Source organism: Yersinia sp. 2541 StPb PI (assembly GCF_052217145.1).
Lineage (GTDB): Bacteria > Pseudomonadota > Gammaproteobacteria > Enterobacterales > Enterobacteriaceae > Yersinia > Yersinia enterocolitica_E.
In genome coordinates this window covers 3409869-3432728 of the sequence record NZ_JAZGQB010000001.1, presented here as the reverse complement: position 1 = coordinate 3432728, position 22860 = coordinate 3409869, and the positions used below count along the sequence as shown (strand labels likewise).

Here is a 22860-nt window from a genome sequence, read left to right as displayed (position 1 = left end):
GATATGGTTTCTCATTCAATTCCTAATTATGACCGATTACGAGAAGCGCTAGGTGCATGTCGTCAGAGTTTCTACGGTGTGGGTGTATTCAGTGCCATTATTAATATACTGATGTTGGCACCTTCCTTGTATATGTTGCAGGTGTATGACCGGGTTTTGGCTTCGGGTAATGAGATGACATTGCTGATGCTAACATTACTCATGGTTGGTTTATGTTTTTTTATGGGAGCGCTAGAGTGGGTGCGTAGTCTGGTGGTTATCCGTCTTGGTACCCGACTGGATTTGCGTCTCAATCAACAGGTTTTCAATGCGGCTTTTGAGCGTAACTTGCGTGATGGTGATGCCAAAGCAGGACAGGCGTTAACGGATTTAACTCAATTACGCCAGTTTGTCACCGGTAATGCTCTGTTTGCCTTCTTCGATGCTCCTTGGTTTCCGTTATTTCTCGCTGTGGTTTTCCTGTTACATCCGTGGCTGGGTCTGCTGGCGTTGGGTGGTGCTATTTTTCTGATCATCCTCACCTGGTTAAACCAACGTATTACCCACCACCCATTGGCGCAAGCCAATAAGCTGTCAATGCAAGCAACCCATCAGGCCAATACGCATTTACGCAATGCGGAAGTGATTGAAGCGATGGGAATGTTAGGCAATATGCGTAAGCGCTGGTTAGCGCAGCACTATGGTTTTATCCGTCAGCAGAATCTGGCGAGTGAACGCTCTGCGGCTGTGACTGCTTTATCGAAAAGCTCGCGCATTGTTTTACAATCTTTGATGCTAGGTTTGGGGGCATTACTGGCGGTAAACGGTGAGATTACCGCGGGTATGATGATCGCCGGATCTATTTTGGTCGGGCGAGTGCTTAGTCCTATCGACCAGTTAATTGGGGTCTGGAAGCAATGGGTTGCAGCACGTCAAGCCTGGAACCGCTTGCATTTACTGTTACACAATCATCCCCATCGTGAAGACAGCATGTCCTTGCCAGCACCGACAGGTGAGCTGAGTGTTGAACACATCACTTTCCGTCCCAATACCAATCAACCTCCGCGTTTGCATAATATTCATTTTTCTCTTAATGCGGGGGAAACGCTGGGGATTCTGGGTGCTTCTGGCTCGGGAAAATCCACTTTGGCACGCTTGTTAGTTGCAGTACAAGCGCCGAGTCAAGGGGCTGTGCGGCTGGATTCAGCCGATATGAATCAGTTAGATAAAGAAGTATCGGGTGCATATATCGGCTACCTTCCACAAGATATTCAATTATTCAGCGGTACTCTGGCGGAGAACATTGCCCGATTCGGTACCACTGACAGTGGGAAAGTGGTTGCCGCTGCAAAGTTGGCCGGGGTTCATGAGCTGATCCTCTCACTGCCTCAAGGTTATGACACGGAGCTTGGTGAGAGTGGTGCGGGTCTGTCGGGCGGTCAACGCCAACGGATAGCGCTGGCAAGAGCAGTATATGGTGATCCTTGTTTTTTGGTGCTGGATGAGCCGAATGCCAGTTTGGATACCGCCGGGGATCGTGCCCTGTTGACGGCACTGGATGCGCTACAAAAACGCGGTTGTACCTTGGTGTTGATCACTCATCGTCCTGCGTTGACCGCTCGTGCACATAAGTTATTGATCCTGAATCAGGGGCAACAGCAGCGATTTGGTCCGGCAGGTGAAGTGATGGCCGAGCTACAGCAGCTAAATGCGTCCAATCAGCCTGAACTAAAGCGCGCTGCGCAAACAACAGGCATACCGGGTTGAGTGGCAATAAGAAGAGAAGCAAGTCATATGTCCGAACACAATAAAAAAACGGAACAGGTATTTTTGCAGGAAATACAACGCAGTGAGAATCGGGCATTGTCTTGGGGATGGGGGTTGGTATTGGCCGGTTTTGGCGGTTTTATCCTTTGGGCTCTACTGGCCCCGTTGGATAAAGGGGTTCCGATTACGGGTACTGTGGTGGTTTCTGGCAACCGAAAAGCCATTCAGCACCCCGAAGGCGGTATTGTTGACCACATTATGGTTCATGATGGCGACAGGGTCGTTGCCGGTGAAGTGCTACTGACTTTAAATGCTGTCAGGGCACGCTCCGCCAGTGATGGACTAACATCGCAGTACTATCAGTTGCTGGCGAACGAAGCTCGTTTATTGGCCGAGCAAAAGGGGGATAAACAGTTGGTGGAGACGCCTCGTTTACAACAGGTGCAGCGGCAGACTGGTATGGATGAAATGCTGGCCTTACAACAACTACTACTTGATAGCCGCCAGCAGGCATTACAGTTGGAAAGTGATGGATTACGCGCCAATATTGCCGGTTTACAGGCCGCAATGGGGGCGCAGAAGCAAGTTCTTGGTAGTAAGAATAGCCAAAAGCAAGCATTGTCCCAACAGTTGGATGGATTGACATCGTTAGCGGATGAGAACTATGTCCCGCGCAATAAAATGCTAGAAAGTAAGCAGCTTTATGCGCAACTTAACGGCGAAATAGCGCAGATTGTCGGCGAAATCAAGCGGGGCGAGCGGGAAATACAGGAACAAAATTTCCGTATCCAACTGCGTCAACAAGAATATCGGAAAGAGGTCAACACCCAGATGGCGGAAGTGCAGTCCACCATAACTGAAGTGTTCAGCCAGTTGGAAAAAGCGAATTTCGATCTGGCAAATATACAAATGCGGTCGCCGGTAGCCGGTACCGTGGTGGAGATGAAAGTCTTTACCGAAGGTGGTGTTATCGCTGCAGGCCAGTCCTTGATGGAAATTTTGCCTGATGACCAACCGCTCTTTGTGGATGCGCGAGTACCGGTAGAAATGGTGGATAAAATCCACTCTGGCTTAGCGGTGGAATTGCAGTTCACAGCGTTTAATCAGAGCACTACGCCGAAAGTAGAAGGGACGGTAAAATTGTTGTCTGCTGACCGGATATTAGATGAACGAACGCAAGAGCCTTATTACAGTTTACGGGTAGAAATCAGTGAGGCGGCGCGGCAGACGTTGGATCACTTAGAAATCAAGCCTGGTATGCCGGTTCAAGGATTTGTCCGTACCGGTGAACGCTCAATGATTAATTATCTATTTAAGCCATTGATGGATCGCCTGCACATAGCATTAACGGAAGAGTAGGGAGCATTGGATGCCATTAACTTTACGAATCATTTTTTTCATCCTGTTAGTGTTACCTGAGCAGGGAAACGCACTGGGATTACTCGATGCATGGGAATTGGCAGTACATAATGATCCACAATTTCGGGCTGCGGGTTATGAGCGGGATGCAGGGCAAGAGGAGGTTTCTTTAGGTTTATCTGGTTTATTACCCTCCTTGCAATACAGCTATGGGGCAAACACCAATTACTCCACAGTGAGTCAGGCTGATAACCGCAGTAACAGTAAGGTAAAACGGGATTACGATAGCTATGTCTCCATGCTGTCTTTGCGGCAACCATTAATTGATTACGGCGCCTATGCTCGCTATCGCCAAGGCATTGCGCGTAAGTTATTCGCAGATCAACGTTATCGGGATAAAAGTCAGGAATTGATCGTCCGGCTGTATCGGGCTTATAGCAGCGCCTTATTAGCTCAGGAAAAAACGGCCTTATTAAATGCCCAATTACGTGCTTATGAGGAACAGATCCAACTGAATCGTCGGTTATTGGTTGCCGGGGAGGGCACACAAACAGATATTGATGAAACGGCTGCACGCCTGACGTTGACTCAGGTACAACTTATTGAGCAACAAGATGCGTTGGATAGCCAGTTAACCGAACTGGAAAATATGATGGGTCGATCGGTTAATTTGGCAGAGTTACGGCCATTAACGTTGGACACTCTGCCACAGAATATCAGCGATGACCGCACACTGGCGCAGTGGCGCTGTCTGGCTATTCGCTATAATGCCCGTCTTGCCGGCCAGCGGGAGAATCTGGATGCCAAACATTATGAAATAGAAAACAGTCGTAGCGGTCATCTGCCGACCTTGCAACTGGTGGCCTCCTCCCGTAATTCTCGCTCTGAAGCGGAATATAATTATAACCAGAAATATGATACGCAAAACATTGGTCTACAGTTGAATGTGCCTATTTATGCGGGGGGGAGTGTTTCCAGTGCGACTCGGCAGGCAACGGCACATTATCAACAGTCGCAGGCGGAGCTCGATCAAGAAACCAGACAGGTATTGGCGGAACTCAAACGCCAGTTCAATCTCACGAGTAGTGGTGCCGCCAAAATACGTGCGTGGCAAATGACGGTAGATTCAGCGCAAAAGGTACTGCTGGCTACCCGGCGCAGCGTATTGGGCGGTGAACGAATCAATCTGGATGTCTTATTGGCTGAGCAGCAACTGTATAACTCGCGGCGGGATTTGGCAGAAGCGAAATACAGTTGGCTCCAATCATGGCTAGAGCTACGCTACAACGCAGGGACTTTGCAAGAAAATGATATTCTGCAATTAGCTGCGTGGTTTGAGCCAGAGAAACGCTAAAACTGGTTGTCACTCCCAACCTCAGAGCAGACACTTCAAGCCTGAATGTTCCGAGATAACGTTTTTGCATCAATAAGCTCCTCTTCTATAGCGGCTTAGACATCAAGTTTACGGCCAGTCAGCCATTCCACCATTGCCGGGTCGCGATGCGAGAAGAACGCGCTGGTTGCGGTATCAAGAGCTGCTATCTGTAGCATGTCTTCAGAACTGAGTTCAAAATCGAGAATGTTGATATTCTCTTCCATACGCTCTTTTCGCACTGATTTTGCCAGCGAAACGATGCCGCGTTGGACGATCGAGCGCAGGATAACCTGACCCACGTTTTTGCCGTACTTCTCACCAATCGCAGTTAATACGGGATGCTGGAATAGCCCGTTTTTTCCTTCAGCAAAAGGTGCCCAGGCTTCAGGTTGAATCCCATGGTTTTGCATCCACGGTAGTGTTACGTGCTCCGAAGGCAGCTGCCAATAGCCGTTCCCAGCGTATTTCAGCCAGTAGCGGCATGCGACTCATTAGGACGGATAAGAAAGAGTATGTCAGCGGCCTGCTGGACTCTGACCTGTGGGAAATCACCCGCGATGAGTGGAATGCCCTTCAGATCAGCTGATAGTAGTCATAGATTGTCCGCTCACAGCGGACCTGATGACCTTGCTATCTGTTCACATATCATTCAGAGCCCACACCAATTGTCTTAACGTTCGTAAAGGCGGAGACCAAATGCTGATGGATAAAGGGAACTAAACTATTTGGCATCAGTGGTTATCTCGCTGGATGCACGATTTATGCTTACGACCCAGTAATCAAGCAAGTATTCAGTTGCTCTACTATGAAGAAAGAATTCCTAAAACTGTTGTTTGAAGAGTCGGGAACAAAAAATTGATATCGTAATAAACGTGAGATATTCCTATGCCGATATTCTAGAAAGTAGCTCACTGGCCGCTACTGGGTGGCCAGTTGCCGCTTGCTCACTGGGAGGAACGAATACCATTGATATAATAGAAAGATAATTTTCAATAGGAGCAAATATTATTGCCAGATAATTCTTAATCTAGAATCGTACTCGATTAACCATGCAATATAAGAAGAGGTCAGAGTTCATTCACCTTTATAAGATATGTTATGCTGACCAGATTAACGCCACATAAAAATAAATTAAAATATTTGGTGAAGTAATTTAGTAAGTAGACAAGGGAAATGGAGATAAGAATGGATAAAAGCTATATTATCAATGGGAATGTCATATTCTATCCTGGCAGCGGTATAGTATCTTCACTATTAACAGGTAATACAGTTAAACTTAATGCCCCTACGGCACAATTATTAGAGGCTTTTGTCTCCCGTGTGGGAATAACAATTTCACAAAGTGAACTTTATAATATTGCCTGGGGTGAAAAAGGTTCGAGTGTCACTCCTAACACGTTGTATCAAAATATCTCTTTATTACGAAAAGCACTCAAAGATGTTGGTGTTATCGGTGAGTCTGTAACAACTGTTAGAGGGAAAGGTTTTATTTTTACTATGGCAACAGTTATAGAGAATATGACTGATAACGAGATTGTGAAAAACATCAGTTTAGAGTGTAGCGATAACAAAACAAAAAAAAAGATGATTACTGTATATTCAATAATGATGGGGGTTTGTTTTATACTAATTTTACTGTACTTTTTTATAAAATCACAACCTGGTTATTTTGTTGCAAGAAAGTCTGATGGATTTTCCTTTAGTCATATAAATGAAAAATGTTTCATATATTATGATAATAGTAATGATATGAATTCAATCATCCCCGATATAGATGTTTTTTTAGAAGGCACTCTATCATCTTGCCAAGTTTACCCCTATATTTATATATCTCTGAGTGAACTTCACTCCACTATTTCACTAACATCGTGTAAAAATGAAATCATAAACAACAGTAAAAATGTATGTAAGACAGAGTTGTTTTATGATTTTGACTCACTAAATAGATAATACTGCATTACCGTACGTCAGATAATAATGCTGTATAACCAGATTGTTTTTTGAGCGATCAATACCTCTTCTAATGTATTCATCTAATTTTTCAGTATATCCCCACATTTTAAATAGATATAAATTAATTAAGGGAGCCAAGGTGTGAGTATTGTACTCATACATGGCTTTAGGTTATCAAGAGGATGGTAAAAATGATATTTTTAATATTAATCAATATGTTGCATTTGAATTTCGGATGGGCGTTAAGTAGGATAGGCAACTGAAAAATTTAAGTTATCTATCTTAACTATATATATTGTGCTAGTTAAGAATTAATTAAAACTGTTTTATTTTATTTTTTGCAGACATGAAGTAATAATCCCACCTCTTAAAAAACGAAGAGTGGAAGTTTAGTTATGTGCAAAAGGAATAAAGATATTATTAAGGATGGTGGTAATTTAAGAACAAAAATTGCCACCATTGTGTGTTTCGCATTTTCAGTACTCTCTACTTCACCTCAAGCTGCGGCTGAAGATGGCACCATTACTTTTACGGGAGCAGTCTCTGCTGTTACTTGTAAAATTACTGGTGGAACAGAAGCAGGGAGTGCCGGGACTAATGATTTTACCGTTCCGCTTAAAACTGTCAGTACTTCTGCATTATCAAGTGTTGGTCAACGTGCGCAAGCAACTAAATTTTATATAGCACTAACAGGAGCAGAATGTACTGATGGCGCAAAAGCAAATGTGAATTTTGAAAGAGCCAGAGGCACGATTGACGATAGCACTGGCAATTTGAAGAATTCTGCTGTAGACGCTGCAGCTAATGTGCAAATTAGTATTCTAAATAAAGATACTACTCCTTTAAATTTAGCGGTAGCAAATGATAAACATCAAGAAGAAACTATTTCAGGTAACAGTGCTCGATTTGATTATTGGGCAGAATATGTAGCCACCGGAGTGGTGACTGCGGGTAATGTAGAATCAAGTCTTATTTATTCTATAGTTTATAACTAATTTTTGGGGGCTTGCTCTTTAAGAGCCAGTCCCCGATGATTATTTTTTTCAATGGTTTTAGGATGTAGGAAATGAAGTTATTAAAAATACTTCTAATAGGTTTTTTTGCGTGTGGAGGATATTCGGCCTATGCCTCTATTCAAATTATGGCAACGCGAATAATTTTTGATGAAAAAAGTAAAGAACAAGTTATTAGAGTCAATAATATTGGGGGGCTCCCCTCATTAGTCCAAGTGTGGTTAGAATCCGATAGGGATTCCATAGATTCTGGTGATGTGGAAAAAGAAGATTTGCCTTTTGTTATTAGCCCTCCAGTTTCGCGAATAAATGCAGGGAAAGGAAAGTCGTTTAGAGTTTTTAAAACAGAAGAAGCAAAAGTAAAATTTCCCCGTGATAGAGAGACATTGCTCTGGGTAAATGTGCTTGATATACCACCAGAGGTGGAAAATGATAATGCAAAAAATAAGCTAAATCTTGCATTTCGTACACGCTTAAAGTTCTTATATCGCCCAATCGGCTTATCTTCAGATCCAAGAGTTGCGGCTGAAAGTGTTAGTTGGGTGGCAAAAAGGACAGGTAAGGCGATTAATATCAAAGGTGAGAATAAGTCACCGTATCACATATCAATCGGTAAATTTGTAGTAACTGATGGCAGCAAGAAAATTGATTTAACGGGAGGGATGATCCTTCCTTATTCGAACTATGAATTTGATTTTAAGGTTACAGACCTTAGTAATCAGCCTATTAAATTATTTTATAGCTATATTACTGATTTAGGTGCATTTGTAGAAAAGGAAATAATATTAGAATAATAAGTTAAATATAAAATAACAATACAGGCGCTATGATTATAATGAAATTTTTCATTTTTGGTATTACCCTATGTTTTTTCCCACTACAGTCATTTGCTGTGGGGAAATATAATTCTATTCCACAGGGACAGGTTAAATTTAAGTCTGGCTTTATGAAGTTTTATGATCATGGGATTAATTTAGAGGATTTTGATGGTGAAGATACAGTAAAAGCTGGAAAGTATTATGTAGAAATGAATTTAAACTCAAAAAATATTGAAAGTTTAAATGTTAACTTTATTGAAACAGATAAAGAACAAGGTGTTCAACCTTGTTTCACTCCGAAAGATATACTGGCTTTTGGTGTAAGACTGAGCATGCTCCCTCAGGACTGGCAAGGCAATGGTTGCATCTTAATTAACGATATTATCCCAGATGCAACAATAACTTTTGACGATAGCGATCAGAAGCTATATCTGACGATACCACAGGTCTATGTGGAGAGTACGCCTAATGGATATATTAGACCAGAGTTATGGGATGAGGGTGTACCAGCATTAACCTTAGCTTATAGTTTTAATGCATCTAATTATAAAAACTCATCTGAATATAATGATAATAAAAAAAACAAACAATTTTATTATGGCAGCTTGAATACATCAGCAAAGCTAGGACCATGGCGATTTTATACTAATGGTATGGCAAATAGTAGTAGTGATGAAAGTGTAACGTGGAATAACCAATCTGCTTATATACAGAGATCATTCGCGGCCAATCAGTCACAATTTATCCTTGGAGATGTGAATACTACTGGGGCTATGTTTAATACCACGCCACTTCGGGGGGCCAGTCTATATACTGATGATCGCATGCTGCCAAATTCTATGCGGGGATATGCACCAGTAATCAGAGGGGTCGCCGATAGTAATGCCTTGGTCACCATCCGACAAAATGGCAATGTTATCCATGAAACAAATGTTCCCCCTGGCGAGTTTATTATAAATGATTTAAATACAGCCGGTTATGGTGGGAATCTTGAAGTAACTATCAGAGAAGCAAGCGGGAATATAAGAGTACAAGTTGTGCCTTATTCTAGTATTCCTCAACTTTTACGTGAAGGATACTCAAGATACACGGCCACAGTAGGTGAAATAAGAAGCTCAAACCTTAGTGATCCACCTATGTTATTTGAGGGGAGCTATCAATATGGATTTAATAATTATATTACTGGCTATGGTGGTATACAGAAAACTATATCAACTGATTATTTTGCATTGCTTGGTGGGGTTGCATTTAATACACCAATCGGTGCGTTAAGTTTTGATGCGACACGTTCTTCAACTTCAGTTAAAGCAGATGATGAATCGCAATGTGACTCTACATTTTGCAATATGAGTTTTAAAGTAAGCCTGGCGAAGGTCGTTGAACCAACAAAAACTAATTTTAGCTTAATGGCATATCGCTATTCAAGTAGTAATTATTTTACATTAATGGATGCGCTTAATACCGTTGAGGCCCAAAAGAGTGGCAAAGGTATTCGGACTGAAAATTATCGCGAAGTACTTGAAGCAAATATAAATCAAAATCTATCCCCTGGTTGGGGAAGCCTCTTTTTAACAACCTACTATGGTCGATACTGGCATAAAGATGTTAATGAGAAGAATACGTTAAACTACCAAGTTGGCTATGCAAACTCGGTAGGGTCAGTCAATTATAGCTTAGGTTTTAATCGGTTAAATAATCGCTATGGTAATGGTGAGAATACCTTACGTTTATCACTCAGCATTCCATTAGATACGGCTTCAAGTTATCGTAATAGGCCAAGATTAACGTCGACAATAAGTCATAATGATCGCGAGTCCCGATTAAAAACAGCGATTAGTGGTACTGTGGGCGAACATCAAGAATATAGCTATGGATCTTGGATCGATGGAACAAGCAATAGTGATCGCAATTTCGGCGTTAACGGTGGATATAGTGGTAACACATCATTAATAAATCTTGGTTATAGCCAAGGTAGATCGAACTCTATGGCTTCAGTAAATTTAAGTAGTGGTATTGTCGTGCATGCCGGCGGAGTGAACCTATCGCATTCTATTAGCGATACCCTGGGTATTATTGAAGCCAAAGGTGCGACTGGAGCCAGTATTTATCCTTATACAAATGCGCGGGTAGCTAAAAATGGATATGCTATTTTACCGTATTTGTCACCATTTCAATATAATGATATCTCTCTTAATGTAAAAGATATGCCAACTAATATAGAGATTGAAGAGGATAGAATTAAAATAGTGCCAACAGCAGGTGCTTCTGTATTGGTTAAGTTTGATACTAAAAATATTAATAACCAAATTCTTAAGATTAAGAATGAAGAAGGACACTATATCCCCTTTGGGGCCAACGCCTATAATGCTGCTGGTGATTCACTAGGTGTGGTTGGTCAAGGTGGGAATATCATTCTCTCGAGTGAGAAATCGCAGAGTATTACTATTGTTTGGAACAGTAAAGAAGGTATACAGAAATGTTTTATCAACTATATACCTGAACTCTATTCTGACTATGAAAACATAAAAATCGTCAACACTATTTGTCGTAATGAAAGTAGCCAACCTAATTGAGGTGAATGTTATATGTTAATTATTAGGATGTTAACCCTTATTGCTTTGTCGTTAGGTTGGATGAGTTCGAGTGTAATAGCTGCAACCTGTTCGGGAAATGTAGCAACGGTTGCTATGCCTCAATTGGTTCTTAACCCAGCAGAAAATGGAGCAATAGGTACTGTTCTTGGATCGCGGCTTATTCCCGTTAATACATTAAATTATACCTGTGGGGTGGGGGTAAAAACCCGCCTAACGTCTACTTATACGCGCGGTAATTCTTTATCAGCTCTTCCTGATGTATACAGTACTGAAATTGGTGGTGTAGGAATCAGAATAAAATGGCCCGTTAGCCGTGACGCTGCTTATTTTCCAACGATTCAAGATTGTCAATCGCCTTGCACCATAAATAATGACGGTTTATTAATCGAATTTATTCAAATCGGAAAAATAACAGCGGGGGATATCCCCCAGGGTGAAATTGCAAAGGTTGTCCTTACTGCAGCTGAGGAGACAAGCAATAGTGTAACATTATTATCTATAGTGTTAACAGCCAATACTTCAGTTGTTGTACGTTCCTGCATGATCGCAAATTCAAATTTAAATATTGATTTGGGCAGCTATCCTCTTTCTGATTTCAATACAGGTAATAAACATGGAACTCAAGTTCCATTTTCAATCTCAGTATATTGTCCACAGGCGTCTTCTGTAAAAATAGCATTTACCACTGTTGAACAACAACCTGTAGGCTCCTCTAGAGGGGTTATCCGAAATACTATTCCCGTTGAAAATGGTGGTGCGAAAGGAATAGGGACAAGGATGTTAACTGGGAATGGGATTATTGCTCAACAGGTGGATGGTACAAAATCATCCGAAATTATATTTAACGTAGATGAACATAAAGATCTGAACTATTTTGCTCAAATATACATAGTGGATTCAGATAGGAAAAACATCACATCAGGAAATGTTGCTGGCCAAGTTTATTTCAATTTAACGATAGAGTAATATCATGTTTGGTATCGTCAGAATGGTTATTATTAATAGGATGTATTTAACAGGCTGCATTGTCGCGCCATTCGCATTTATGTGCGCACAGGTTAATGCTCAAATACAGCCACCACAATTAAATACTCAAGCATCAAACGCATCCAGAGAATTAGATAGACTGGAACGTAGCCGTACACGCTCAATGATTCAAGATGAAAAACGTAGAGAGAGCGAAATAAGACGTCAGAATAATATTCTCAATGAGCAGCATGAGGATAGTCTTTTGAAGTCAAAATATACGTTTTTTATTCATCATATTAGTATTGAAAACGATGATATCTATGCCAATTCACCACAAAGGCAGAAGATTATTATGCAATTCTTAGATACTGAGATGGGACAAAAGGAGATAATGGAATTGGTTAAGGATTTGACCAATTTCTATGTTGGCAAGGGTTATGCGACAACGCTGGTGACTGTTCAACCAGGTAGTTTACGTGAGGGGGTACTTAAATTAGAGGTATTATGGGGGAAGATTTCAGGATTTAGTGTCGAGGGGAATCCACCCACATTCTTTGAAAAAACCAGACTGTTTAGTGCAATTCCTTTTGCCCAAGGGAATAAGCTTAAAATGTCAGATATTGACCAAGGGTTGGATAACTTACTTCGAGTTTCGAGGACTGATAAATTACAAATTGTTCCATCGGATGACTTTGGCTACTCAACTTTAGATCTCAGTAATTCAGCGTATTTCCCTATCTCACTCTCTGTAGGGATGAATAACTCAGGCCGTGAGGCTGATGGTTGGCATCAATACAATTCGACTTTGACAGTAAATAATTTTTCCGGATTTAATGACTCTTTATCTTTCTATTATGCTTACAATGATTTGTATGCCAAAACCGATAGTCAAAGTTCTTGGTCTATGAATTACAGTTTACCACTTGGCTATTGGTTGCTAGATGCTTCCTTATATCGTTCTGAATATGAGAAGGTTATTGGTGGATACTTTGGTGGCTATCATAGTGAAGGTTCTTCCCAGCGAGCTTCTACTAAATTAAGCCGAGTTATTTTTCGAGACGCAGTGGGGAAGTTTAGTGCTTATACAAAAGTCGAAGGCCGCGATAATACTAATAAAATAGAAGATATAAAAATAGGGGTTAGTAGTAAAAAATACAGCAGTATTGCCCTTGGGGTAACTCGGGTTGGCACACTTTGGGGGGGCGGTTTATTTTGGGATCTGAGTTCGACTGCGGGTGTTCCCTGGTTTGGTGCAGCATGGAAAAATGAACCTGACTTAAAAGGGTTTGATCTAAACTACATAAAATATAATGGCATAATTAGCTGGTCTAAGTCATTGGCCCAATATGGTCCAGTGAGTTTATCATATGAAGTTAATTCAGGATTTCAATTTACAAAAGATATATTAGTGAGTGATGGTAAACAATCAATTGGTGATGAATATACCGTTCGTGGTTACAAAGAAAGTTCAGTATCGGGACATAACGGTGGTTACATTTCCAATACAGTTCAGCTGCCCATTGCTATCAATAAATTGGGGATATGGCAGGTGTCGCCTTTTGCTGGCTATGATCTTGGTTTTATTAAAAACAACTGTACTGATGATATGGGCTCGTGCCCTGCAGAGTATTTAACTGGAGCTGCTCTTGGCCTTAAGGCTGTAGGTAGCCATTTCTCCACTTCATTAACATTGGGTTATCCTCTAACCAAACCATCAACATTAAGGAATTCTGATATTGATTCTAGAACACTAAGTTACAGGTTTGATTTACGATTCTAAATAAATAATAAATTCTATCTTAATAAAGTTATATCCAGCAAACCGCAGGAGCTTTACGCATGAGAAAAAATAAAGGTAAGACCAATAATTCTACATCATCTTTTATTGGGAAACTAACTCAAGAAAATCTACATAAAAAGTTGTGCCCTATTTATTTGGCATTGGTTGCAGTATTGCCCAGTTTGTCTTATGCAAACTTAGTTCCCGATACAAGTTCAAATGCGCCAACGATTTCAGAGTCAGCCAATGGAACACCGACAGTAAATATTATTAATCCAAACGGTAATGGGATTTCTCACAATAAGTTTGACGACTTTAATGTTGGCCCAGATGGTTTGATTTTTAATAACAGCATGCAGGATGGTGTCAGTAGCATAGGTGGTTATATAATTAAAAACGGTCAGCTACAACAAGAAGCTAGCGCTATCATTAGTGAAGTTACGGGTGCCAAGGGATCGTATTTAAATGGCACAATGGAAGTGTTTGGGAAAAAAGCTGACCTTATCATTGCAAATGAAAATGGCATATCTGTGAATGGCGTATCAACCATTAATGCGAATAACTTAACTCTCAGTACAGGTCGAGTGGAATATGGTGAGAATGGTAATATTCAATTAAATGTTAATAAGGGTATGATTGCAGTAGAAGGACAGGGACTATCTACTGAAGGATTAACCCACTTTGATATGATCAGCCGTACGGTAAAACTCGATGGTGAAGTCTCTGGGAGTGCCGATATTAAAGTTGTTGCGGGGCTAAATACTTACGACACACAAACACGACAGCACCAGATTCGTAACTTATCGGCTGCAGATACCCCTAAAGTTGCTATTGATGGCAGTTCATTGGGTTCCATGTATGGGGGAAGAATACAGCTAATCAGTACCGAAAGCGGTGTTGGGGTTAGACATAAAGGTAGCTTAGTCGGTAATCAGACTGTTGAGATATCGGCCGATGGTGATTTAGCACTGACAGCAATTAGCAGCAAGTCAGGTGATGTTAATTTATCTGGCAACAATATCGATATTTCAGTTAATGAAAATACAGGCTTTGGTGGTGTTATCAGTAATGGTGACCTAATTATTAGAGCTTTATCTCAAGCTAAACTCAGTGCTGATGCAGTATCAAAAAATGGCAATATTAGAATTACTGCTGACTCATTGTTGCAAAATGCAGCACGTATTTTTGCAATGAGCGGTGATAGTGACAAAATAGATGTAACATCAATTTTCATTGATGTTAAGGGTGAATATAAAATAACAGGGACACTTTTCGCTCTTGATGCTTCAGGTAAAAAAATAGAGAATGCAATTATATCCCTTGTGGATGGTAATTATATTGTATCGATTAACGGCGAAACTATTGATTCCGCAACTATAAGTTCTGATGCTGCTATTAGCAGTCAGTCAGGCAATGTTATAGTTAAGGCTAATTCATTTTTAAATCAAGGTGCGGGAGTTAATAGCCAGAAAGGGACGTTAAGCTTCACTATTAACGAACTATTTGACAATGATGGTGTTGTCAATGCGAGTGGTCCGCTGAGCATTGTCGCTAATGATTTACATAATAAAGGTGTTTTATATACTGAGCAAGACGCAAATCTTATTCTCGGATCTCTAATTAATAAAGGATTACTGCAAGCTGATAAAAAAAATACCATTAAGTCAAATAGTATTAATAATAGTGGGCGAATTGTCTCAGCCGCCTCAATGTTAGATATTTCCATTGTCAATGGAAGTGCCATTAATAGTGGTGTATTGTCCGGTAAAAATGTTGCTATTCGCCAAGTTAGTGATGGCGGTTTATTGGAAAATACCGGGGTAATTAACTCAGAAGAATCTATTGATATAACAACAGAAAGTGTTTTCAATAGTGGTGATATCACAGCAGCTAAAGATTTATCACTAAATATCAGTAAGGAAGTTAATAATCAAAATGGGGGTAGTATACTCTCAGGTGCCAATCTGAAAATAAATAGCAGTGGGGTTCATGCAGTTAATATAAATAATAACAACAGTTTAATTCAAGGTGGTGCTATTGAAATTAGTAACGCTAACACTATTACAAATAGTAATAATGCAAAACTAATTTCAGAAGGCTCACTTAAGCTTGATGACATTAAAGAGTTAAATAACAAAGGTAGTTCGTCACTCATTCAAGCGAACGAGATTATATTAACGAATATTGATAGCATTAAAAATACTGATGAAGCAAAAATACTCGCGGCTGACCAGTTGTCAATTAGCCATTCGTCAGAATTAATTAATCAGAACTCATCTATACTCGCCTCTGGTGATATTCATTTGAGTAATATAGAAACGATAAAGAATGTAGATGGATTTATTAATGCAGATGGAACTGTAAGCATAAATAATAGTACTAATCTGTTTAACACAGGAACTGGAACCACCCAATATTCTGGTTCAGGGATAATCGCGAATAATATTGATATTCATTCTGTTGCCAATGTGGAAAATTCCGGTGGAAGTTATATTTCAGCATTGGGAGAATGGTTAAAACTAGAACTTATTAATAGTATTATAAATGATAAGAGTGGTGTTATAACATCAGATAATGGCCTAATGATATCTAATATAGATAATCTAAATAACAAAGGCGTTATATACTCTGGTGCTGATATGTCTCTAGCTAATATTGGGTCTTTATCCAATATAGGTGATGGGACGGGAAATATCGGTGTTATTAATGCGGGTAGAAATTTATACGTCAGTTATGTCAGTAGTTTTATTAATTCCATTGCGGCAATTATTAATTCTGATGGTGACGCCACCTTCAAAAACATCAATAAACTAGATAATATTAATGCGATAATTCAGGCATCAGGGATATTGTCCGTAGAGGCTAATACTATTGTAAACAGTAGTGATAAAGGGTCATCAGCTGGTGACGCTATCATTATTGGTGTTGGTGGGCTTACAGTGGAGTCAGACTCTATTTCTAACCTGAATGGAGCGACCTTATTTTCTGATGCTGATATTTCTATTAGATCAAAAAATGTAAATAACAGTGGCTCTAATATCAGTGGTAATAATGTTGATATTCAATCTGATAACTTAAATAACAGTGTCGGTTATATTTATTCGGCTAAAAATTTATTAATTAAGCTAGCTGAATCTTTGAATAATTTATCTGGTGACATTTTTAGTGATAATAATCTCTCTTTAATTCTCTCTAAAGATTATCGCTACAATGATGATAGTGGTGATATTAATGCTAGAGGTGAGTTCTCTATTAAGACTACGGGTTCTATCATTATTGACCGTATTCTGGAAAGTGCTGCAAGCATACTACTTAATGCAGATGAGAACATTAAAATTTCAAGTAATCAATCTATTTTGAGTCTTAAGGATGTCATTCTTAAGGCAATTAATATTACTAATAGTAGCGGGGCTTTGATTTTCTCCTCGCAAGATATTATTATTGATGCAGAGAAAGGTAAGTTTCTAAATGAAGAAAATGCTAATGTTCTTAGTATGGGTAAAATTGATATTGTTGCAGAGAATATAAAGAATGATGGTGGTAATATTCGTTCTCAAGGCGATATGGCATTAGATGCTAAAATTATTGATAATATTAGTAAGTATGATAATCCTGGATGGGTTACAGGCCCTGCACAAAATGCTGAAGGTTCACATGAATGGAAGCAAGGGTTTATTAGCCTGGTATATTATAACGCAAAACTCTCAGGTTCAATTCCAACGTGGATTGGTGATTTTAAATTAACTAAAATGGCCGAAATTTCATCCGGCGGTAATTTAAATATTAATCAAAAGAATATTTATAGTACTAAAACGTTAAATAATACAGGTGGTATTATTCAATCAAGTAAGGATATGATAATATCTGGAACTGTTAATAATGCACCTGAATATAATGAAATGTCATTTTTCTATTATTTGACGGAGACGCTGAGTACCCCGATTGAGCTGGAGGTATATAGAAAAGTGATAGGTAGCGATTCTGGTTATGCTCAGTTTAATACGCTATATCAATTGCTGGACTTTTATTTCGGTGATGGAAGTCCGGAGTCTGTCTCAGGGCAGGGGTCATATATATATGATTCTAAGTCCAACAGCTTTAATAGCTTAAAAGAAATGGCCAAACAGAGTGAACAATTAAACAGTGTTATGAAAAGATTGTTCGGCGATGCATGGTTATCTGAAAGCCAAGAAAAACTATCACAAGATTGGGCCAGGGTAACTGGCTCCAATAATGCTTCTTTGAAAGATTTAAAAGATTATGGTTTGTCGGATAATAACGGTGGGATTATCGCAGGCGGTAATCTGACTCACAATGGTGGAGCATTTAACAATGGATTATTCGGTGCGAAACTTGAAGGTGAAAAAATAACAGTTGCCATCGGTGATAAGGAGGTTGTGGTAACTCAAAATCCTTATGAAATTAATATTGGGTTGAAAACAATTGCCGAACTGACGAAAGGATTAAGTACCACAAAAACCTATACCGAACTCGCTAAAATTCAGGGGTTATTTGTTTCTAACCAGAAATGGAAAGATGTTGATTTCACTGCCAAGGTCGGGGATGGTGCCAGTAACCCTATTTATCCGTTTTATGAAACTCGAACTGAGATGATTGATCAGAGCCTTTTCTTTGGTTCGCAATATTTCTTTGACCAAATTGGCTATATACCAGAAACACCTGTTTTGGTTGTGGGCGATAATTATTTTATTAGTGAAGTTATTCGCCGCCAATTAAACGAGTCTGTTGGGACATTCTTCAGTGTGCGCGATGGTGTTGATGGCACCGAGTTGGTTGAGAAATTAATGTCCAATGCTGCAACTGTGAATGGAGTAGAAGATTTTACCGTCGGTAAAGCTTTAACTGATGAGCAGATTGCCGGACTGGATAAAGATATTGTTTGGTTTGTAACGGAAAATATCGATGGTCATGATGTACTCACACCTAAAATTTATTTCGCAACAACGACGTTAGAACAATTAGAAAGTGGCCGCTATGATGGTTCCGCCATAGTCCACGCTGGCGGTAATATGGATGTTGATGCATCCTCCTTTAATAATGTTAATGGCCAGATCAGTGCCGGTGGCAATATTAATATTCAATCAGAAGGTAATATTAATAATAGTAGTGTGGGCATGAATGGTGGTATCACTTCAGGTGGAGATTTATCATTGGTCTCCAGTGGTGGTTCTATAACCAACAGTGGCGCTGCTCTTAGTGCCGGTAATGATCTCACTTTGCAGGCAGATAATGGTTCAATTGAGCTTACTGCCAGCCAAGGCGCTAATGTTTCCGGTAATCAAGAACTTCATTATTATAATGATGGTGTCACCGCCGGTGGTAGCATTGACATGAGTGCCAAAGATATTACGGTTAATGCTGTTGATATTGCTGCGGAAAAAGATATCAGCCTGACTTCAACTGAAGGTGATGTCACCTTCAATAATATGTATGAGGTTGAGGGGAATTATGAATACAGCCATAAATCTACGGGGATACTAAGTCACGAATCGACAGAAACTGTCAGCTCAAGTGCTACGAGTGTTGATAGTTCGGTCAACGCCGGCGGCAAGTTTACCGTTAATTCCGCGAATGATATTGTTCTCAAAGGTGGTGAATATAATGCCCAATCGGGTGAATTGAAGGCTGCTGGCGATGTAGACATCCAAACATCACAAGATTACAGCTATTCTGAAACCACGGTTGAACGCACTGATCTAAAATTTGGTGCAGGCGCGAGTGGTTTTGGGCAATCGGCAGGTTATGATATTAGCGGTCTGGATGGGGAAAGTAGTAGTACCAGCACCGGTGAGCATAATAATCTTGGGTCGGATATCACCAATGCCGGGTCTAAGCCTGGTCGTGCTCCAACATCTTCCTCGGGTAATTTCCAAGCCGGGTTAGAAACCGTCACGACGGTTGATACTCAGCAAACGACGACAAATAATAATGCTTCACTTAACTTTACCGATTCTATGACATTAGAAGCGGGAAACACGGTTGATATTGGCGGTGGTAATTTTAACACTGAAGGTGCGTTGACTATTGTTGCCGATGAAGTCAAGTCTACAAAGTATGAAGATGAAGTGATAACCACGAGTGAGGAAACCGTTTCGTTTTATGGCGTAAAGGGTGAAGCTCATAGTTCAGTGGCTGATGCTGCTGATAAAGTCGGTAATTTGGTTGAAAAGGGCAATGACGGGCAAGAAATTGATGCCGGTTTAACGGCGGCAGAAGTGGCAGGTAGTGCTTCTAACCTTATGTTTAATGATTTGCTTGGAGGCTCAGTCTCAGTTGGATTCGATACCACGACGACCAGTAGTTCATCGACGACTAAAAGTGAAAACATCACTAATATAAATGCTGGTAATGTATCAATTACTAGTAATGGCGATACCACGTTAAAAGGTGTCGAATTATCGGCAGACAGTGTAGAGATCACTACTGGCGGTGATTTGAATATTTTAGCCGCCGAGTCCTCAACTGAGAGTTGGTCGCAAAAAGATACCCACTCTGCAGGCGTCAGTGCCGGGGCCTCCGCCGCTCCTACAGGGGCTGGCGCGGGAGTTTCTGTTGATTACCATGGCAGCACTTCAACCTCAACTGGCTCAAGCCACACATATACTAACTCCAACCTTAATAGCAGTGATATTAGCATTAACACAGGGGGAGATATGACTTTAGCTGGCGGTAATATTCAGTCAGAAACCGCCAACCTTAATATTACTGGCGATCTGAATGTGCAGAGTGTGCAAGATACAGTCAATAACCAGACTAATAGTAATGAGTGGGGTGGATCAGTCGGGGTTGCTGTTTCAACCAATGGAGGACTTATCCCAACATTGGCTGGGAACTACGGCCAAGGTGGCGAACATTATGATTCGAAGACTACAGGGACCCAGACCGGTATTAATACCACCGGTGAGCTGAATATCTCTACAGGAGGGGACCTCAATCTTACTGGCGCGCACATTGTTTCTGATTCCAAAACCGGTACTGTAGATGTTGCGGGCAATATTAACGCAGTCGAGCTATCAGATACTATTGATCAAGATGGTGCTTACGGTGGTGGTGGTGGTGGTATTTCTAAAACAGGCTTACCGACAGTCAATGGCTATTACAACACTGTGGAAAAAGTTGAATATCAGGAAGATCAAAAAGCGACCATCGATGTTGGTAATATTAAAGGAAATGTACAAGGTGAACTGAATACCGATGGTGAAACACTTTCTCAAGTAAATGTTGATAAAGTTACAGCATCAAATAGTATTTCATTTACTGCTGGCGGTTTATCGAGTTCAAATAAACCGGCAAAAAATGGCAATACATCAAAACCACCGAAAACCGCGCCGGTGAAAACTGACAAACCGACACCACCGAAACCTACTCCGGTGGAAACTGACAAACCGACACCACCGAAACCTACTCCGGTGGAAACTGACAAACCGACGCCACCGAAACCTACTCCGGTGGAAACTGACAAACCGACACCACCGAAACCTACTCCGGTGGAAACTGACAAACCGACACCACCGAAACCCACTCCGGTGGAAACTGACAAACCGACACCACCGAAACCCACTCCGGTGGAGACTGACAAACCGACACCACCGAAACCCACTCCGGTGGAAACTGACAAACCGACCCCACCGAAACCCACTCCGGTGGAAACTGACAAACCGACACCACCGAAACCCGCTCCGGTGGAAACTGACAAACCGACACCACCAAAGAATCGACCATCAAAACCAGTGAAAGGAGAGGAGAAGCCAAATCATATGAGCCCTAGTTATCCAGGTTCTAAACTAGGTGGTGATTTCAAAGGTCATTTACCAAAAGATGATAAAAACTCTTCTCGGTGGATCAAAAAAACTGCCACAGGAGATGAGCCAGTATCATACCCTAAGCCATCCGAGATTCGGCAGTCTACACCGCCGTCTAAAGCGCCAGTTTCTTCGGGTAAGCCGCCTGCAGAAAGCAATCCAAATCATATGAGCCCAAGTTACCCAGGCTCGAAACAGGATGGTAGTTTTGTCGGTAGTTTACCTAAAGATGATGGTACATCGTCAGGTTGGATCAAACACCCGACAATATCAGTGCCAACGGATTCGTCCAAACGATAGCCTAGACTAGGTCTATCGAGATAATACTAACAACAGGCTGCCATTACTTTGCAGCCTGTAATTTAACAATAGGATCTATTTATCCAATTCTTTCTACCGATGCTGAGTTTTAAAGGTGATATAACATGATGGAGATGATTCGGTATAATAAGGCTGTTATAAAAGCCGAACAAATTGTACCTACTTAATTATAATGGAATTTAGGATCATCTTTACGAGATGAAAATAGAATGTTTATGAAAAATATACTCTCCATCTGCATTAAAAAAAATTTGAAGATTTCTATTTTGATTTTTATCATGATCTCTATTTGTTTGTTTCTCTTTTTAAGAGGCAGTAATGATGAAAAAGAGAGAGGATTAAATGTAATAAAATGTAATGCTGAAGTCATCATTCACAGTAATGTACCTGGTATGGTTGCCAATGTTAACATTGATTTTTCAGTCAATTCTACTAATGGTATTGTTTCTATTGATGGTAAGCTTTATAAGGATCATAAGAGTATAGGGGTGATTAGTCGCAGGATTATTTTTTACGTCTACTCGATTAATGATATACTCTTATTAAGATCAGTAAACAATTGGGCTAGCGAGGTAAATAGTATTGATGATACTTTGATTAATGAAGTCATGATCCATGAGTTCTACACCACACCAAATAGAAAAATGCAAATTACGTTCTCGAAAAAAGAGGAGGGCTATTATGGGATATCTACAAAAAGCATTCCATTTATATATTGCTCGCCACGGTAGACTTGCTGATGAGTACAATTGTTGATGGTTTTAATTTTTACAAACAGTCCTTACTTTAGATAGCACATGTCATTTAACTGCTATATTGCTCCAGTCGTTATGGTATATAATATTTAAAATTGTGGTGAGGATCCTGGCTCGTCGTTCTTCAACCCTAGAAACGAAATGTAAGTTCAAGTTGCATTCATCTGTCGCTACTCATTCAGTTTACTGTGAAAAAAAGTAGTCTTAGCAGAGAAGTACTGCACAATACTCTCAATGGGTCGTATCTTACTTAATCTGATATTGTCAATCCGAGTCAGATTAACCTTTGTGACGAACTGCTAATCCTTGGTAGATTTGCCATCGCAATGTTCTCTTTTATTGATTATTATTGCT

General features: G+C 40.4%; 11 protein-coding genes and 2 pseudogenes. 12 read left to right on the top strand and 1 reads right to left on the bottom strand.

Features of this window, described 5'->3' with window-relative positions; translation table 11 throughout:
* Positions 1 to 3 precede the first annotated feature (3 nt).
* From V1953_RS15495 to V1953_RS15485, 3 genes are read left to right on the top strand one after another with little or no spacing between them, the layout of a single operon-like run.
* Positions 4 to 1746, top strand: a complete 1743-nt coding sequence (locus V1953_RS15495) for a type I secretion system permease/ATPase (RefSeq protein WP_442851103.1) — start codon at positions 4 to 6, stop codon at positions 1744 to 1746.
* Between the two features lie 27 nt (positions 1747 to 1773).
* Positions 1774 to 3105: an HlyD family type I secretion periplasmic adaptor subunit gene (locus tag V1953_RS15490; protein ID WP_442851102.1), complete on the top strand. Its 1332-nt coding sequence runs from the start codon at positions 1774 to 1776 to the stop codon at positions 3103 to 3105.
* Between the two features lie 10 nt (positions 3106 to 3115).
* Complete coding sequence (locus tag V1953_RS15485; protein WP_442851101.1) at positions 3116 to 4459, top strand: TolC family outer membrane protein; 1344 nt, start codon at positions 3116 to 3118, stop codon at positions 4457 to 4459.
* A gap of 95 nt (positions 4460 to 4554) precedes the next feature.
* Here the strand turns inward: V1953_RS15485 and V1953_RS15480 are convergent.
* A pseudogene (locus V1953_RS15480) lies at positions 4555 to 4899 on the bottom strand (aldo/keto reductase); the annotation flags it as partial.
* Between V1953_RS15480 and V1953_RS15475 the strand changes: the two are divergent.
* From V1953_RS15475 to V1953_RS15435, 9 genes and pseudogenes are all read left to right on the top strand, one after another.
* A pseudogene (locus V1953_RS15475) lies at positions 4899 to 5066 on the top strand (GNAT family N-acetyltransferase); the annotation flags it as partial. The pseudogenes V1953_RS15480 and V1953_RS15475 overlap by 1 nt on opposite strands.
* Before the next feature lie 599 nt (positions 5067 to 5665).
* A complete protein-coding gene (locus V1953_RS15470; RefSeq protein WP_442851100.1) occupies positions 5666 to 6430 on the top strand; it encodes a winged helix-turn-helix domain-containing protein in 765 nt (254 codons plus the stop codon).
* A gap of 398 nt (positions 6431 to 6828) precedes the next feature.
* Positions 6829 to 7428 carry a fimbrial protein gene (locus V1953_RS15465; protein ID WP_372568828.1) on the top strand — a complete coding sequence of 200 codons (600 nt, stop codon included), beginning with the start codon at positions 6829 to 6831 and terminating at the stop codon, positions 7426 to 7428.
* A gap of 71 nt (positions 7429 to 7499) precedes the next feature.
* Positions 7500 to 8240, top strand: a complete 741-nt coding sequence (locus tag V1953_RS15460) for a fimbrial biogenesis chaperone (protein ID WP_083159786.1) — start codon at positions 7500 to 7502, stop codon at positions 8238 to 8240.
* Positions 8241 to 8281: 41 nt separating this feature from the next.
* Complete coding sequence (locus V1953_RS15455) at positions 8282 to 10837, top strand: fimbria/pilus outer membrane usher protein (protein ID WP_442848023.1); 2556 nt, start codon at positions 8282 to 8284, stop codon at positions 10835 to 10837.
* A 12-nt stretch (positions 10838 to 10849) separates the two neighbouring features.
* Entirely contained in the window at positions 10850 to 11824 is a 975-nt protein-coding gene (locus V1953_RS15450) for a fimbrial protein (protein ID WP_420073907.1), read from the top strand.
* A 4-nt stretch (positions 11825 to 11828) separates the two neighbouring features.
* Positions 11829 to 13607 carry a ShlB/FhaC/HecB family hemolysin secretion/activation protein gene (locus V1953_RS15445; protein WP_102970452.1) on the top strand — a complete coding sequence of 593 codons (1779 nt, stop codon included), beginning with the start codon at positions 11829 to 11831 and terminating at the stop codon, positions 13605 to 13607.
* Between the two features lie 59 nt (positions 13608 to 13666).
* Entirely contained in the window at positions 13667 to 21730 is an 8064-nt protein-coding gene (locus V1953_RS15440; RefSeq protein ID WP_442851099.1) for a two-partner secretion domain-containing protein, read from the top strand.
* Between the two features lie 236 nt (positions 21731 to 21966).
* Positions 21967 to 22482, top strand: coding sequence for a hypothetical protein (locus V1953_RS15435; protein WP_127891208.1), 516 nt, complete (start codon positions 21967 to 21969; stop codon positions 22480 to 22482).
* The last annotated feature ends 378 nt before the right edge of the window (positions 22483 to 22860 follow it).

Coding starts and splice junctions, on each gene's coding strand:
- V1953_RS15495 (WP_442851103.1), top strand. CDS start 4: ATGGTTTCTCATTCAATTCCTAATTATGACCGATTACGAGAAGCGCTA.
- V1953_RS15465 (WP_372568828.1), top strand. CDS start 6,829: ATGTGCAAAAGGAATAAAGATATTATTAAGGATGGTGGTAATTTAAGA.
- V1953_RS15460 (WP_083159786.1), top strand. CDS start 7,500: ATGAAGTTATTAAAAATACTTCTAATAGGTTTTTTTGCGTGTGGAGGA.
- V1953_RS15490 (WP_442851102.1), top strand. CDS start 1,774: ATGTCCGAACACAATAAAAAAACGGAACAGGTATTTTTGCAGGAAATA.
- V1953_RS15455 (WP_442848023.1), top strand. CDS start 8,282: ATGAAATTTTTCATTTTTGGTATTACCCTATGTTTTTTCCCACTACAG.
- V1953_RS15485 (WP_442851101.1), top strand. CDS start 3,116: ATGCCATTAACTTTACGAATCATTTTTTTCATCCTGTTAGTGTTACCT.
- V1953_RS15470 (WP_442851100.1), top strand. CDS start 5,666: ATGGATAAAAGCTATATTATCAATGGGAATGTCATATTCTATCCTGGC.
- V1953_RS15445 (WP_102970452.1), top strand. CDS start 11,829: ATGTTTGGTATCGTCAGAATGGTTATTATTAATAGGATGTATTTAACA.
- V1953_RS15440 (WP_442851099.1), top strand. CDS start 13,667: ATGAGAAAAAATAAAGGTAAGACCAATAATTCTACATCATCTTTTATT.
- V1953_RS15450 (WP_420073907.1), top strand. CDS start 10,850: ATGTTAATTATTAGGATGTTAACCCTTATTGCTTTGTCGTTAGGTTGG.
- V1953_RS15435 (WP_127891208.1), top strand. CDS start 21,967: ATGAAAAATATACTCTCCATCTGCATTAAAAAAAATTTGAAGATTTCT.